This is a genomic window from Actinoplanes aureus (assembly GCF_015704865.1).
GTDB lineage: Bacteria > Actinomycetota > Actinomycetes > Mycobacteriales > Micromonosporaceae > Actinoplanes > Actinoplanes aureus.
On the sequence record NZ_JADQTO010000007.1, the window covers coordinates 382,662 to 396,373 of the forward strand.

The window sequence follows — 13,712 nt, forward strand, 5'->3', positions numbered from 1 at the left end:
TCAACCTCCCTGGGCCGCGGTGAGCACTTCCACCTTGTCGCCGTCGGCCAGGTCCACCTCGCCCCACGTCGAGCGGGGCACCACGGTTCCGTTCACCGCGACCGCCACGCCGCGCTGGGCCGCGATGAGCTCGGCGACCAGGGTCGCGACCGAGCACGTGTCGGGCCGGCTCTCCGTCCGGCCGTTGATCGTCAGGCGCATCCGAACCTCCTGGGGGCGAAGTCGTCCAGCACATTGCCGGCCGACCCGGTGAGGACCAGGTCGGCGATGAGTCGCGCGGTGATCGGCGCGAGCAGAACGCCGTTGCGGTGATGGCCGGCGGCCACCACGGTGCGGCGGGTGTGGTCCAGGTATCCGAGGATCGGCGCGTTGTCCGGGGTACCGGGCCGGTGTCCCACGGTGACCTCGGTGATCTCGTGTTCGGCCAGTCCGGGCACCAGGTCGAGGGCGGCCCGTAGCAGGTCGTGCACGCCGCCGACGGTGATCGCCCGGTCGCTCCGCTCCTCCTGGGTGGCGCCGACCACGACCTCACCGTCCGCACGCGGGACCAGATAGACGGCCCTGCCGTCAGCGATCCCGTGTATCACGTGCCGGATCAGTCCGGGTTCGCCGCGCAGCCGCAGCACCTGGCCCTTCACCGGCCGGATCGGCAGTCCGGTGAGCGCGGCCGTGCCGCATCCGGCCGCGACCACGGTGATGTCGGCGTCCACATCAGAGAGCGAATCGATCCGTTTCGGCACGATGCGACCGGCCAGCGAGGTTCGCAGCGCGGCGACCACCTTGCGGGGATCGACCTGCCGCTCGGCCGGCGCGTACACCCCGGCCCGGACCCGCGGCGACAGCGCCGGTTCCCGGTCCCGCAGTTGCGAGCCGGGCAGCGGGGTGAGCTTCTGGTGCTTCCACTCCCGCACCGAGTCGGCGACATCGTCGGCCGTGAGCGCGACGCCGAGAGTCCCGGCATCGTCGTAGCCGACGTCACCGAGTGCCGCCGCATACCAGGGCCACAATTCGTTCGACGCCTCCAGCAGCCGCGTGAGGTGCGGATACTCGAAGGCCGACTCGCCACCGGGCGCGAGCATCCCGGCCGCCACGTGCCAGGCCCCGTCGCGGCCGTCCGGCTCCGGGTCGAAGACGGTCACGTCCGCGCCCCGGCCCGCCAGCTCGGCCGCCACGGCGAGCCCGATGATCCCGCCCCCGACCACAGCGACGCGCGGACCGCCATCGCCGCTCATGGCAGCGCCGCCAGGAACTCCGCAACCGCTCCCTTCGGGTCCACCGCGAAGGCGGCGACCGCCGCGACACCGTGCACCGCGAGCAGCGGCACCCGTTCCGCGGTGATGCCACCGATCGCCAGGACCGGCGTGCCCGGAACCGCCTCGGCCACGGCCGCGATCGCGGCCGGCCCGAGCGGCGGTGGCAGCCCGTCCTTCGTGGTTGTCTGGAACGCCGGACCGACCCCGAGGTAACTGGCGCCGTCAGCGACCGCCGCGCGCGCCGCAGCCGGGGTCCGGCAGGTGGCTCCGACGATCACACGCGGCCCGAGCACCCGGCGGGCGGCCGCCACCGGTAGGTCGTCGGCGCCCAGGTGGACCCCGTCCGCACCGGCCGCCAGCGCGACGCCGACCCGGTCGTTGACCAGCACCATCGTCCCGGCCGACCGGCAGACGCCGACCGCCGCGACGGTCAGCGCATAGGCCTGCGCGTCATTGCTCTTCACTCTGATCTGGACGGCGACGTCATCCAGGCCGGCGACACCGCGAACCACGTCGATCGAGTCGGTTATGACGTGGATCCGAGGGAAAGACCTGTGCATGAAGCACTCCTCCCTGCGCCGGCATTACCCGGATCAGGTTCGACGGTCGGGGGCCGCATCAGCCCCCCTCTCAGCCCGGTGCCCGGGCTCCCGTGGGGTTTGTTGTAACCGGACCCTAACCGGTCCGTGACGAGAAAAGCTAGCGAACGTCCCAGACCGGTTCGGGCGTCTCCACGACCTCGCCGTCGCTCCTGAACAGCACGAAGCGGTCGAAGGACCGGGTGAACCAGCGGTCGTGGGTGACGGCTATCACCGTGCCGTCGAACGCCTTCAACCCCTCTTCGAGCGCCTCGGCCGAGGCCAGGTCCAGGTTGTCGGTCGGCTCGTCGAGCAGCAGCACCGTCGCACCGGATAGCTCCAGGAGCAGCACCAGGAACCGGGCCTGCTGTCCACCGGAGAGGGTCCCGAACCGCTGATCGCCCTGGGCGGCAAGCTCGTACCGGTTCAACGCCTTCATGGCGCCGGCCCGGTCCATTCCGGACCGGTGCTCGTCGCCGCGCCACAGGATCTCGACCAGGGTCTTCTGCATCAGTTCCGGCCGGTCGTGGGTCTGCGAGAAGTGCCCGGGGCGGACCCGGGCGCCGAGCCGGGCCCGGCCCTCGTGCGCCACATGCGCCAGCGGGGCGCCGTCGACCGGTTTGTGCTCCAGGTCCGGCTCGCTGCCGCCGGCCGCGAGCAGCCGCAGGAAGTGCGACTTGCCGGTGCCGTTGGCGCCCAGCACGGCCACCCGGTCGCCGTACCAGATCTCCAGGTCGAACGGGAATGTCAGGTTCTCCAGCTCGAGGCCCTCACACATCACCGCCCGCTTACCGGTACGCCCGCCGCGCAGATTCATCCGCACCGCCTGATCCTTCGGCGGCAGCGGCGGCGGCCCGGCCTCCTCGAACTTGCGCAACCGGGTCTGCGCCGCCTGATACCGCGAGGCCAGGCCGTCGTTGTAGGCGGCCTTGTTCTTCAGCGTGAAGACGAGTTCCTTGAGCTTCTCGTGCTCCTCGTCCCAGCGGCGCCGGTTCTCCTCCATCCGGTCGTGCCGATGCCCCCGCGCCTCATGCCACGACGCGAAGCCACCCGGATGCGTCCACGCGCTGCCGCCCTCCACCGCGACCACCCGGTCCGCGGTCTGCGCGAGCAGCTCCCGATCGTGCGACACGTAGAGCACCGACTTCGACGACTCCCGCAGCCGTTGCTCCAGCCAGCGTTTGGCCGGCACGTCCAGGAAGTTGTCCGGCTCGTCGAGGAGCAGCACCTCGTCGGTGCCGCGGAGCAGCAGGTCCAGCGCGAACCGCTTCTGCTCACCGCCGGAGAGCGTACGCACGACCCGGCTCTTCGCCTCCTCCCACGGCTTGCCGAGGATCGAGACGGTCACCGTGTCGAAGAGCACCTCCGCCTCGTACCCGCCCGTCTCGCCCCAGTGGGCAAGCGCGTTCGCGTACGCGATCTGGGTCTTCTCGGTCTCGTCCAGGGCCGCGGCCGCCGCGCGCAGTCGCTCGCCTGCCCCGCGGAGCGTGGGCGCGACCAGGGACAAAGCAAGATCCTCAAGGGTACGGTCGTCGCCGATCATCCCGATGAACTGCCGCATGACGCCGAGCCCACCGGATCGCGCCACGGTTCCCACCTGGGTCGGGATGTCCCCCGCCACCATCCGCATCAGCGTGGTCTTGCCGGCCCCGTTCGGCCCGACGAGCGCCACCTTGGCCCCCTCGCCGACCCGGAACGACACGTCGGCGAAGAGCTCCCGGCCGTCCGGGAGCACGAAGCCGGCACCGGCGACATCCACGTAACCCATGCCGGCATCCTCCCCGCCGGCCGCGCCCTAGTCAGCCGATTTTCGGGTGACCCGGAGCACCCGGAACCCCTTCTGACTGGCGGTACGCGTCACCGTCCAGCCGAGACCCTCAAGCCATGTGTGCAGCGAGTCACCACCGAGATTCCGGTTGATCACCAGCCACGCGGTTCCGCCCGGCGCCAGCCGCGGCAGCCAGCGCTCCATCAACGCGCGCAGTTCGGTCTTGCCGACGTGGGTGGGCGGGTTGCTCCAGATCTCCGTGAAGGTCACGTGGTCCGGCACCTCGTCCGGCGCGGCGACCCGGATCCGATCGCTCAGGCCGAGCGTGGCGGCGTTCTCCGCGGTCAGCTCCCGGGCGCGGGAGTTCACGTCGACGGCGTAGACCGTGGTCTTCGGCGCCTCGCTCGCCAGCACGCAGGCGATCGGCCCATATCCGCAGCCGAGGTCGAGCAGGGTGCCCTCGGCGTCGGCGCCGGGCAGGCCGCCCTTGCGCAGGAGCACGGCCGTACCCGGGTCCAGGCGCCCGGCCGAGAACACCCCGGACGCCACGGCCAGCCGGTAGTCCCGGCCGGCGACGCTGAACTCAATCTCGCCGCGCCGGAACGGCGTGTCCGGCTCGGCGGTGAAGTAATGGTCGGCGGTCACCCGGCAAGTCTCCCGCCGCCGGGTGACGGGTCACCCGGCGGGGTGCCGGACAAGCTGTGCGTTAATAGATCAGCGTGCGCGCCTAGCTTGGGCCCATGCGGTACGCCACCCCAACGCGCTCCGCCCACCGCGCCACCCCGGCCGGCGGCCTCGCCCTGCTGGTGAGGCCTCCGGGTCCCATCGGTCAGCATCGCTACCACGCAGGGGTCCGGACCCGTCCGCAACGGCACGCCCGGCGAGACCCCACCAAGACCGCCCACCTGCTCACCCGAGGCCTGGCCGGCCTCATCGTGCTCGGCATCTGCGTGATGCTGGGTGTGCTCATCGTCGCCGACGAACGCCGCGGGTCTCTCGCCGCGGCCGACACCGGGCCGCTGACCGCGGCCGACGTCTTCCCCGCCGGCTCCGCGGCCTTCCAGGTGAAACGCACCGACCTCTCGGCCGACTGCACGGTCGCGGCCACCGGGACCTTGCGCCCGACATTGCAGCGGTACGGGTGCTCGCAGGCGATTCGCGCCGCCCTGGCGGTCCCCTACGCCGACTTCCGGATCACCGCCGGCGTCCTGAGCCTGTCCGACACGACGGGTGCCGTGGCCGTCGCGGACCTGCTCCGGTCCCTGGTCGAGTCGGGCGACGGCGGATTCGCCGGGATGGCCGGGGAGGAGACCGGCGCGGGCGCTCCGGTCGGCTGGCGTACCCGCGGCCACTACCTGATGTACTGCGTGATCACCGGTCCGGGCGGCGAACTGGTGCCCGGCGACGACCCGCGGGTCCAGCGCATCACCCAGGATCTGCTGGACACCCACTTCGGCGGGTCGGTCCTGGCGCACCGCGCCGGCTGAGGCGCTGGTCAGGCTCGCAGGCGTCGGGTGGCCTCGGCCCGGACGGCGTACTCGGTCTCCTCGGGATAGCCGACCGCGACCAGCGTGAGCCCGTGCGCCGGGGCGACCGTCACCTCGCTGGAGCGTTCCCGCATCGTCAGCAGCCGGGCCGGCCAGTCCGGCTGCCGGCGCCCGTCGCCGACCGTCAGCATCGCGCCCACCAGGCTGCGGACCATAGCCTGGCAGAAGGCGTCCGCCTGAACGGTGGCGACGCAGATCCGGTCCGGGTCGCGACGCCAGTCCAGCCGGGTGATCGCCCGGATCGTGGTGGCGTGCTCCTTGCGCTTGCAGAACGCGGCGAAGTCGTGCTCCCCGACCAGCCCGGCCGCGGCGGCGTTCAGCCGGTCCAGGTCGAGCGGGCGCAGCCAGCCGAGGGTGTCGTGGCGGCGCAGCGGTTCCGGCCCCCACGGGTCGTCCGAGACGCGGTATTCGTATCGGCGGAAGGTCGCCGAGAACCGGGCGTCGAAGGTGGCGGGCACCACAGTTACGGCGCGGACGCGCGCGTCCGGCGGCATCAGCGCCGCGAGGCGGCGCAGCAGCGATCCTTCGAGCTCGGCGTAACGCTCGGCGGGTAACTCGATGTGGCAGACCTGACCGGTCGCATGCACCCCGGCATCGGTACGCCCGGCCACGGTCAAGCCCAGCGGCGTCTCAGCGCCGACGAGCCGGCCGAGTGCCTCGGTCAGAACCCCGGCGACCGTACGCCGAGCGGGCTGTGCCGCCCAGCCCGAGAAGTCGGCGCCGTCATACGACACGTCCAGTCGTAGCCGGATCGAATCGGTCATCCCGCAGCGTGCTCCTCGGCCTCGGCCACGTTGCCGGCCGTCCCGGAAATCCGGGGACTCTGCCGAACCCGTACCTCAAATGATTTTGATCTTGGAAAGCCGGCACCGCGGCAAAGCCCGCGCCGCAAAGGAAAGGCCCGGCACCTCCGAGGAGGATGCCGGGCCGAACCTAGCTGAATCAGGCCTTGGCGGTGGCGTCGTCGTCGCCCTCGGCCTGGTCACCCTCGGCGCCCTTGTCACCGGAGGCGCTCACCGGCGCCTCGGAGTCCTGGTCCACGTCCTCGGTGTCGGCGGCCTTCGGCGCCTCGTCCTCGGGGGCCAGCGCCTCGACCTTGGCCTGCTGCGCGGCGGCCTTGCGGGCCTCCTTCGACGGGCCGGTGGTGGCCGCGACCTGCAGCTCCTCGACCAGCTCGATGACGGCCATCGGAGCGGCGTCACCCTTGCGCGGGCCGATCTTGGTGATCCGGGTGTAACCGCCGGGGCGGTTGCTGTACCGCGGAGCGATCTGCTCGAACAGGGCGTACACGACGTCCTTGTCCTTCACGACGGTCAGGACGCGACGACGGGCGTGCAGGTCACCGCGCTTGGCCTTCGTGACGAGCTGCTCAGCCAGCGGGCGCAGCCGCCTGGCCTTCGACTCGGTGGTCTTGATCTTCCCGTGCCGGAAGAGCTCGGTGGCCAGGTTGGCCAGGATGAGCTTCTCGTGTGCCGGGCTGCCGCCGAGGCGGGCACCCTTGGTGGGCGTGGGCATTTTCGGATGCTCCTTGGTTATCGCGCGGCAGCCGAGCTTACAGCTGCTCGGTCTCGCGGTAGTCGTCGGTGTCGTAGTCCACGTCGCCGAACGAGTCCACGACGTGCGCCGGGTCGAAGGACGGCGCGCTGTCCTTCAGACCGAGGCCCATTCCGGCGAGCTTCATCTTGACCTCGTCGATCGACTTCTGGCCGAAGTTCCGGATGTCCAGAAGGTCAGCCTCCGTACGCCCTATCAACTCGCCCACGCTATTGATGCCCTCGCGCTTGAGGCAGTTGTACGACCGGACGGTGAGGTCCAGCTCCTCGATCGGAAGGGCCAGGTCGGCAGCGAGCTGCGCGTCCTGCGGCGACGGGCCGATGTCGATGCCCTCGGCGGTCTCGTCCAGCTCCCGGCAGAGCCCGAAGAGCTCGACCAGGGTGGAACCAGCCGACGCGAGCGCGGTCCGCGGCGAGATGGACGCCTTCGACTCGACGTCGATGATCAGACGGTCGAAGTCGGTGCGCTGCTCGACACGGGTCGCCTCGACCCGGTAGGTGACCTTCAGAACCGGCGAGTAGATCGAGTCGACCGGGATCCGGCCGATCTCCGCGCCCGCGTTCTTGTTCTGCGCGGCCGTGACGTAGCCACGACCCCGCTCGACGGTCAGCTCCATGTCGAGCCGGCCCTTGCTGTTCAGCGTCGCCAGCTTCAGATCCGGGTTGTGCACCGAGACACCGGCCGGCGGCTGGATGTCTCCGGCGGTCACGTCGCCCGGGCCCTGCTTGCGCAGGTACATGCTGACCGGCTCGTCGTGCTCCGAGCTGACGGTCAGTTCCTTGACGTTCATGACCAGCTCGACCACGTCCTCCTTGACACCGGGGATCGTGGTGAACTCGTGCAGCACGCCGTCGATCTTGATGCTGGTCACCGCCGCGCCCGGGATGGACGAGAGCAGGGTCCGGCGAAGCGAGTTACCGAGGGTGTAGCCGAAGCCCGGCTCCAGGGGCTCGATGGTGAACCGGGAGCGGGTCTCGCTGAGCGACTCCTCCGAGAGGGTCGGCCGCTGGCTGATGAGCACGCTGTTCTTCTTTCTGTCAGGCCAACCGCTATTTGATGGCCGTCGGGTTTGCCCGGCGCCTTTTCCAAAGCGCCGGGCAACTTGCTACTTCGAGTAGAGCTCGACGATCAGCTGCTCCTGGACCTGCGTGTCGATGACAGCGCGGGCCGGGAGCGAGTGGATCAGGATCTTCATCTCGCTCGGGATGGGCTCGAGCCACGCCGGCACCGGCCGGGAACCGGCCTGGGCCTGCGCGACGACGAAGGGCGTGAGCTCCTTCGACTTCTCGCGGAGCGTGACGATGTCGTGCTCCTTCACCCGGTACGACGGGATGTCGACCTTGGTGCCGTTGACCAGGAAGTGGCCGTGCTTGACCAGCTGCCGGGCGGCGTCCCGGGAAGCGGCGTAGCCGGCCCGGTAGACCACGTTGTCGAGACGCGACTCGAGGATCTGCAGCAGCACCTCACCGGTCTTGCCGGGCTTGGTGACAGCCTCCTCGTAGTAACCGCGGAACTGCTTCTCGAGCACGCCGTAGACGCGGCGGGCCTTCTGCTTCTCGCGGTGCTGGAGCAGGTACTCGGTCTCCTTGGTCCGACCGCGGCCGTGCTGGCCGGGCGGGAAGGGACGCGACTCGAACGGGCACTTCGGCCCGTCGCACTTGCTGCCCTTCAGGAAGAGCTTCATCTTTTCGCGGCGGCAGCGCTTGCAGTCCGCACCTGTGTAACGAGCCATCTCTAGATCTCCCTCAGACCCGGCGACGCTTCGGCGGACGGCAACCGTTGTGCGGCTGCGGCGTGACGTCGGAGATCTGCCCGACCTCGAGGCCGGCGGCCTGCAGCGAACGAATGGCGGTCTCCCGGCCGGAGCCCGGACCCTTCACGAAAACGTCGACCTTGCGCATGCCGTGCTCCATGGCACGACGGGCGGCCGCCTCGGCAGCGAGCTGCGCGGCGAACGGGGTCGACTTGCGGGAGCCCTTGAAGCCGACCTGGCCGGACGAGGCCCAGGAGATCACAGCACCGGTCGGGTCGGTGATCGACACGATGGTGTTGTTGAAGGTGCTCTTGATGTGCGCCTGCCCGTGGGCGACGTTCTTGCGTTCCTTGCGCCGGACCTTCTTTACGGCGGCCCCAGCGCGTGCCTTCGGTGGCATAAGTCAGTGCGCTCCTATTACTTCCGACCGGGCTTCTTCTTACCGGCGACCGTGCGCTTCGGGCCCTTGCGGGTACGAGCGTTGGTCCGGGTCCGCTGTCCACGCACGGGCAGGCCCTTGCGGTGGCGGATACCGGCGTAGCAACCGATCTCAACCTTGCGGCGGATGTCCGCAGCGACCTCGCGGCGCAGGTCGCCCTCAACCTTGAAGTTGGCCTCGATGTAGTTCCGGAGCTGAACCAGCTCCTCTTCACTGAGGTCCTTGGCGCGCTTGTTCAGGTCAATCGCGGTAGCAGTCAGTGCCTCGACGGCACGGGTGCGACCGATGCCGAAGATGTAGGTGAGCGCGATCTCCATCCGCTTTTCGCGGGGAAGATCCACGCCGACGAGTCGAGCCATAAGTGGGCGTACTCCTCAGGTGTCTCACGGAGGTCTGTGCCAGTCCCATCCCGCCTGCCCGGGCGGGCCCCGGCCTCCGACCGGGGGTATGGCCGCTCATGCGAATGCTTCGCGGCTGGGACGAGCTTGTTCGGTGGTGCGGATCCTGCGTCGAGGCTGTGTCAGCCCTGGCGCTGCTTGTGGCGCGGGTCGGTGCTGCAGATGACCATGACCCGGCCGTGCCGCCGGATGACCCGGCAGTTGTTGCAGATCCGCTTGACGCTCGGCTTGACCTTCACGGTTTGCCTTAACTCTCAGTCAGACGGGATGTGGAAACCCGCGACCCCTGGTGACTACTTGTAGCGGTAGACGATGCGCCCACGGGTCAGGTCGTACGGCGAGAGCTCGACGACGACCCTGTCCTCGGGAAGGATGCGGATGTAGTGCTGCCGCATCTTGCCGGAGATGTGTGCCAGGACCTTGTGACCATTAGCGAGCTCAACGCGGAACATTGCGTTCGGCAGGGGCTCGATCACTCGGCCTTCGATCTCGATGGCTCCGTCTTTCTTTGGCATGTCCTCCGCTACCTGACATCGGGTTCGTGGGGCAGGCTTCGCAACGTCTTACCCGAGCTGAAAATCAGCTCGGACCAGCCGCGGCTCCCCCGGTCCTCGAAGCGCTTGAGGACATGAAGGAGTGGACGCTGCGCGCCAGCAAGCCAGTCTACGCGCCCGCCACAGCGACGCCAAACCGAGGGTTCCGTAACCCGGAGTCGGGCGTGTCTGTGGCCGACATATCAGACGATATCGCCTTACTGGTGGCGCTTGCCCTTGTCCGAGAAGTGCGCCAACAGCGCAATGACCACCGGGATCAGCACCCAGGCCGGCCAGAAGTAGTGAGCCTCACCAGAGGTCCAGCTGGTGATCGCCCAGATCAGGGTGCAGAGCAGGAACGCGCCGAACGCCGGCGCCACACCCGGCCGGCCGCCGCGGGACACCGCGTGCGGCTGCTGCACCGGAGTCGGCGGGTGATGCGGCTGCACCTGGGCCCGCTGCACCGGGATCGTGCCGGGCAGGTCGTCGAGCAGGCCGTCCAGGTCCCCGTACGTCCTGGCCGCGTACGCCTTCTGGACCCGTTCGTCGTACTCGTTCAGGTCCAGACGGCCCTCGTTCAGCGCGATCTTCAGCTTGTCCGCGACGTCCTGTCGGTCACTGTCGCCGGCGCGCATGCCTTCGTGCCCCATGCGTCCCAGCATGGCAGCCACGCACCATCAGAGGCTACGGCTGGCGTGCCGTGACCAGATCGCCGAGCCGGGCCCGGCCGCCGTCCGGTGCGGTGGTCACCCACACCCCGTCGTCCAGCAGCGCCATGGTGTGCTCCACGTGGGCGGCCCGGGAGCCGTCCCGGGTCACCACGGTCCACCCGTCATCGAGCTCCACCGTCCGCGGCGAGCCCATGGTGATCATCGGCTCGATGGCGAGCGCCATGCCGGGGACCACCTTCACACCGCGGCCCGGCTTCCCGTGGTTCAGCACGTGCGGGTCCTGGTGCATCTCGGTACCGATGCCGTGGCCGCCGTAGCCGTCCACGATCCCGTACCGGCCGCCCTTGCGGATCACCTTCTCGATGTTGAACGAGATGTCGGTGAGCCGGCCCCGGCCGTTGGCCGCCCCGCGTGCGGCGGCGGCGATCCCGGCCCACATGGCGTCCTCGGCGATCTCGGCCATGCGCAGCAGCGCCGGGTCGGTCTCACCCACGCCCACGGTGATCGCCGAGTCGCCGTGCCAGCCGTCCAGGATCGCGCCGCAGTCCAGCGAGATCAGGTCGCCCTCGCGCAGAATCTGCTCGGTGCTCGGGATGCCGTGCACCACCTGCTCGTTCACCGAGGCGCAGATCGAGGCCGGGAAGCCGTGGTAGCCCTTGAACGAGGGCACCGCACCGGCGTCCCGGATCACCTTCTCCGCGATCGCGTCCAGGTCCGCGGTCGACACACCGGGCGCCACCGCGTCCCGCATCGCGTCGAGTGCGGCCGCCACCACCAGCCCGGCGGCTCGCATCTTGTCGATCTGTTCCGGTGTCTTGATCTGGATGTCCTGCTGACGAGCCATTTCAGCCGCCGTAGGACCGCAGAGCGTCGATCGCGCGCACCGTGACGTCCTCCACCGGGCCGGTCGCGTCGATGCCCACCAGCTTGCCCTGAGCGCCGTAGAAGTCGACAAGCGGCGCGGTCTTGTCCGCGTACTCGACGAGCCGGTTCGCGATGGTCTCGGCCTTGTCGTCGTCCCGCTGGAACAGGTCACTGCCGCAGCGGTCGCAGATGTTCTCTTTGCTGGTCGGATCGAACTCGACGTGCCAGATCTTGCCGCAACCGCGGCAGGTCCGGCGGCCGGAGAGCCGCCGGATCACCTCGTCGTCGTCGACCACCAGCTCCATCACGAGGTCCAACGCGGTGCCCAGGTCGGCCAGGAGCTTGTCCAGCGCCGAAGCCTGCGGCACGGTACGCGGGAACCCGTCGAGCAGGAAACCATCGCTGGCGTCCGGCTCGGCGAGCCGGTCGCGCACCATGTTGATGGTCACCTCGTCCGGTACGAGCTGCCCGGCGTCCATGTACCGCTTGGCTTCGACACCGAGCGGCGTGCCCTGCGAGACGTTGGCCCGGAAGATGTCCCCGGTCGAGATCTTCGGTACGGCCAGGTGGGCGGCGATGAACTCAGCCTGGGTCCCCTTGCCGGCCCCCGGAGGGCCCACCAGTACCAGCCGCACCTACATCTCCTCGCTTCGGTCACGAGAAACCACGCCCACCGTCGACGCCAGAGCCCTCCGGCCCCGCGTACCCACTAGCGGAGGAACCCTTCGTAGTTCCGCTGCATGAGCTGGCTCTCGATCTGCTTCACCGTCTCCAGACCCACACCAACCATGATCAGCACGGCGACACCACCGAACGGGAAGTTCATGTACTGGTCCTGGTTGAGCCAGATGAAGAAGAAGTTCGGCAGAACCGAGATCAGAGCCAGGTACAGCGAACCCGGCAGGGTGATCCGGCTGAGGATGAAGTCCAGGTAGTCGGCGGTCGGCTTGCCCGGGCGGATACCCGGAACGAACCCACCGTACTTCTTCATGTTCTCCGCGACCTCGGTCGGGTTGAACGTGATCGACACGTAGAAGTACGTGAAGAAGATGATCAGCAGGAAGTACAGGCCGATGTAGATCGGGCTGGTCGGATCCACGAGGTTGTTCTGGATCCAGATCTGGTAGGACTTGAGGTTGTTCTGGTCGAAGAACTGCAGGTACAGCTGCGGCAGGTAGAGCAGCGAGGAACCGAAGATGACCGGTACGACACCCGCCTGGTTCACCTTCAGCGGGATGTAGGTGGACGTGCCGCCGTACATCCGCCGGCCGATCATCCGCTTCGCGTACTGCACCGGGATGCGGCGCTGTGCCTGCTCGATGAAGACGACCAGCGCGATGATGACCAGCACCAGGGCGATGACGAGCAGGAACTTGCCGGTGCCGCTCGACTCCTTGATGCTCCAGCCCTCGCCGGGGAGGCGGGCCGCGATCGAGGTGAAGATCAGGACGGACATGCCGTTGCCGACGCCACGGTCGGTGATCAGCTCGCCCAGCCACATGACCACGCCGGTGCCGGCGGTCATCGTCATCACCAGGACGGTCAGGGTCAGCCACATCGGCAGCCCGGTGTTCTCCGGGATGATCTGGTAGGCCGGGTTGTCCTGGTCGCACATGTTGCCGAAGAGCTGCCCGGTACGGGCCAGCGCGACGAACGCGGACGCCTGCAGAACGGCGAGGCCGAGCGTCAGGTACCGGGTGTACTGCGTGATCTTGGCCTGTCCGGACTGGCCCTCCTTGCGGAGCTGCTCCAGCCGGGGAATCACGACCGTCAGCAGCTGCAGGATGATCGACGCCGTGATGTACGGCATGATGCCCAGCGCGAAGACGGAGAGCTGAAGAAGCGCGCCACCGGAGAACAGGTTCAACAGGTTCAGTACGCCGTTGCCCGCTGACTCGGTGAGCTTCAGACAGTTCTGAACGTTCGAGTAGGACACACCCGGGCTCGGCAAGGTGGCACCGAGCCGGTAGATGCCAATAATCGCTACCGTGAAGAGTAGCTTCTTCCGCAGGTCAGGCGTCCGAAGCGCGCTCGAGAAGGCGGACAACAACTGATCCTCCTGCGTGGTCGCCACACTCTGGGTTGCGGTATCCCCGAAGTTCGGGCACACATCATTGGGCAGCCATATAGGCCGCCAGCGGAGCACTGTATCAGCAAGGCCGAGGGCGCAACCACCGGCATCGCACCGGCCGATGCCCCAGTACAACACAACTGTCCGGCTTCGTGGTTGAACCGTCTGCTTACGCCACGATCGGCAAGCCGCGCTCCACTGAGCCCGGTCACCCCGCGTCCGAGCCGGCTCCCACAATACGGTACGCGCGGACAGACCCCGGTCACTCGATGTCATTCGGCCG

The 13,712-nt window shown here is 68.8% G+C and carries 18 protein-coding genes and 1 riboswitch; of the genes, 1 reads left to right on the top strand and 17 read right to left on the bottom strand.

Features of this window, described 5'->3' with window-relative positions:
* The 5 genes from thiS to I4J89_RS17920 form a co-directional block, all read right to left on the bottom strand.
* Window positions 1-201: a sulfur carrier protein ThiS gene (thiS, locus tag I4J89_RS17900; RefSeq protein ID WP_196415114.1), complete on the bottom strand. Its 201-nt coding sequence runs from the start codon at window positions 199-201 to the stop codon at window positions 1-3.
* On the bottom strand, window positions 192-1,232 hold the full coding sequence (gene thiO, locus I4J89_RS17905) for a glycine oxidase ThiO (protein ID WP_196415115.1): 1,041 nt from the start codon (window positions 1,230-1,232) through the stop codon (window positions 192-194). Before thiO ends, thiS begins: the two co-directional genes overlap by 10 nt.
* Window positions 1,229-1,813, bottom strand: a complete 585-nt coding sequence (locus tag I4J89_RS17910; protein ID WP_196415116.1) for a thiamine phosphate synthase — start codon at window positions 1,811-1,813, stop codon at window positions 1,229-1,231. Before I4J89_RS17910 ends, thiO begins: the two co-directional genes overlap by 4 nt.
* A riboswitch (TPP riboswitch) is annotated at window positions 1,807-1,917 on the bottom strand. Its footprint overlaps the gene before it by 7 nt.
* A 35-nt stretch (window positions 1,918-1,952) precedes the next feature.
* Window positions 1,953-3,599: an ABC-F family ATP-binding cassette domain-containing protein gene (locus tag I4J89_RS17915; protein ID WP_196415117.1), complete on the bottom strand. Its 1,647-nt coding sequence runs from the start codon at window positions 3,597-3,599 to the stop codon at window positions 1,953-1,955.
* Window positions 3,600-3,626: 27 nt separating this feature from the next.
* Window positions 3,627-4,244, bottom strand: a complete 618-nt coding sequence (locus I4J89_RS17920; protein WP_196415118.1) for a class I SAM-dependent methyltransferase — start codon at window positions 4,242-4,244, stop codon at window positions 3,627-3,629.
* A gap of 95 nt (window positions 4,245-4,339) precedes the next feature.
* Between I4J89_RS17920 and I4J89_RS17925 the strand changes: the two genes are divergently transcribed.
* Complete coding sequence (locus tag I4J89_RS17925; RefSeq protein ID WP_196415119.1) at window positions 4,340-5,086, top strand: hypothetical protein; 747 nt, start codon at window positions 4,340-4,342, stop codon at window positions 5,084-5,086.
* An 8-nt stretch (window positions 5,087-5,094) separates the two neighbouring features.
* Here the strand turns inward: I4J89_RS17925 and truA are convergent, their stop codons facing one another.
* The 12 genes from truA to secY form a co-directional block, all read right to left on the bottom strand.
* On the bottom strand, window positions 5,095-5,910 hold the full coding sequence (gene truA, locus I4J89_RS17930) for a tRNA pseudouridine(38-40) synthase TruA (RefSeq protein WP_196415120.1): 816 nt from the start codon (window positions 5,908-5,910) through the stop codon (window positions 5,095-5,097).
* Window positions 5,911-6,088: 178 nt separating this feature from the next.
* Window positions 6,089-6,661, bottom strand: a complete 573-nt coding sequence (gene rplQ / locus I4J89_RS17935; RefSeq protein WP_196415121.1) for a 50S ribosomal protein L17 — start codon at window positions 6,659-6,661, stop codon at window positions 6,089-6,091.
* A gap of 37 nt (window positions 6,662-6,698) precedes the next feature.
* Window positions 6,699-7,721 carry a DNA-directed RNA polymerase subunit alpha gene (locus I4J89_RS17940; protein ID WP_093618743.1) on the bottom strand — a complete coding sequence of 341 codons (1,023 nt, stop codon included), beginning with the start codon at window positions 7,719-7,721 and terminating at the stop codon, window positions 6,699-6,701.
* Window positions 7,722-7,805: 84 nt separating this feature from the next.
* Window positions 7,806-8,432, bottom strand: coding sequence for a 30S ribosomal protein S4 (rpsD, locus tag I4J89_RS17945; protein ID WP_196415122.1), 627 nt, complete (start codon window positions 8,430-8,432; stop codon window positions 7,806-7,808).
* 13 nt (window positions 8,433-8,445) lie between these two features.
* On the bottom strand, window positions 8,446-8,853 hold the full coding sequence (gene rpsK / locus I4J89_RS17950) for a 30S ribosomal protein S11 (protein WP_014440747.1): 408 nt from the start codon (window positions 8,851-8,853) through the stop codon (window positions 8,446-8,448).
* A 17-nt stretch (window positions 8,854-8,870) separates the two neighbouring features.
* Window positions 8,871-9,251 carry a 30S ribosomal protein S13 gene (rpsM, locus tag I4J89_RS17955; RefSeq protein WP_196415123.1) on the bottom strand — a complete coding sequence of 127 codons (381 nt, stop codon included), beginning with the start codon at window positions 9,249-9,251 and terminating at the stop codon, window positions 8,871-8,873.
* A gap of 161 nt (window positions 9,252-9,412) precedes the next feature.
* Entirely contained in the window at window positions 9,413-9,529 is a 117-nt protein-coding gene (rpmJ, locus tag I4J89_RS17960; protein ID WP_014440745.1) for a 50S ribosomal protein L36, read from the bottom strand.
* 54 nt (window positions 9,530-9,583) lie between these two features.
* Window positions 9,584-9,805, bottom strand: coding sequence for a translation initiation factor IF-1 (infA, locus tag I4J89_RS17965; protein ID WP_007073013.1), 222 nt, complete (start codon window positions 9,803-9,805; stop codon window positions 9,584-9,586).
* Window positions 9,806-10,041: 236 nt separating this feature from the next.
* Window positions 10,042-10,473 carry a DUF1707 SHOCT-like domain-containing protein gene (locus I4J89_RS17970; RefSeq protein ID WP_230859068.1) on the bottom strand — a complete coding sequence of 144 codons (432 nt, stop codon included), beginning with the start codon at window positions 10,471-10,473 and terminating at the stop codon, window positions 10,042-10,044.
* 34 nt (window positions 10,474-10,507) lie between these two features.
* On the bottom strand, window positions 10,508-11,338 hold the full coding sequence (gene map / locus I4J89_RS17975; protein WP_196415124.1) for a type I methionyl aminopeptidase: 831 nt from the start codon (window positions 11,336-11,338) through the stop codon (window positions 10,508-10,510).
* 1 nt (window position 11,339) lies between these two features.
* Window positions 11,340-11,993 (bottom strand): adenylate kinase, encoded by a 654-nt coding sequence (locus I4J89_RS17980; RefSeq protein WP_196415125.1) that lies wholly within the window; start codon window positions 11,991-11,993, stop codon window positions 11,340-11,342.
* 74 nt (window positions 11,994-12,067) lie between these two features.
* Window positions 12,068-13,408, bottom strand: a complete 1,341-nt coding sequence (gene secY / locus I4J89_RS17985; protein WP_196415188.1) for a preprotein translocase subunit SecY — start codon at window positions 13,406-13,408, stop codon at window positions 12,068-12,070.
* Window positions 13,409-13,712: the final 304 nt, after the last annotated feature.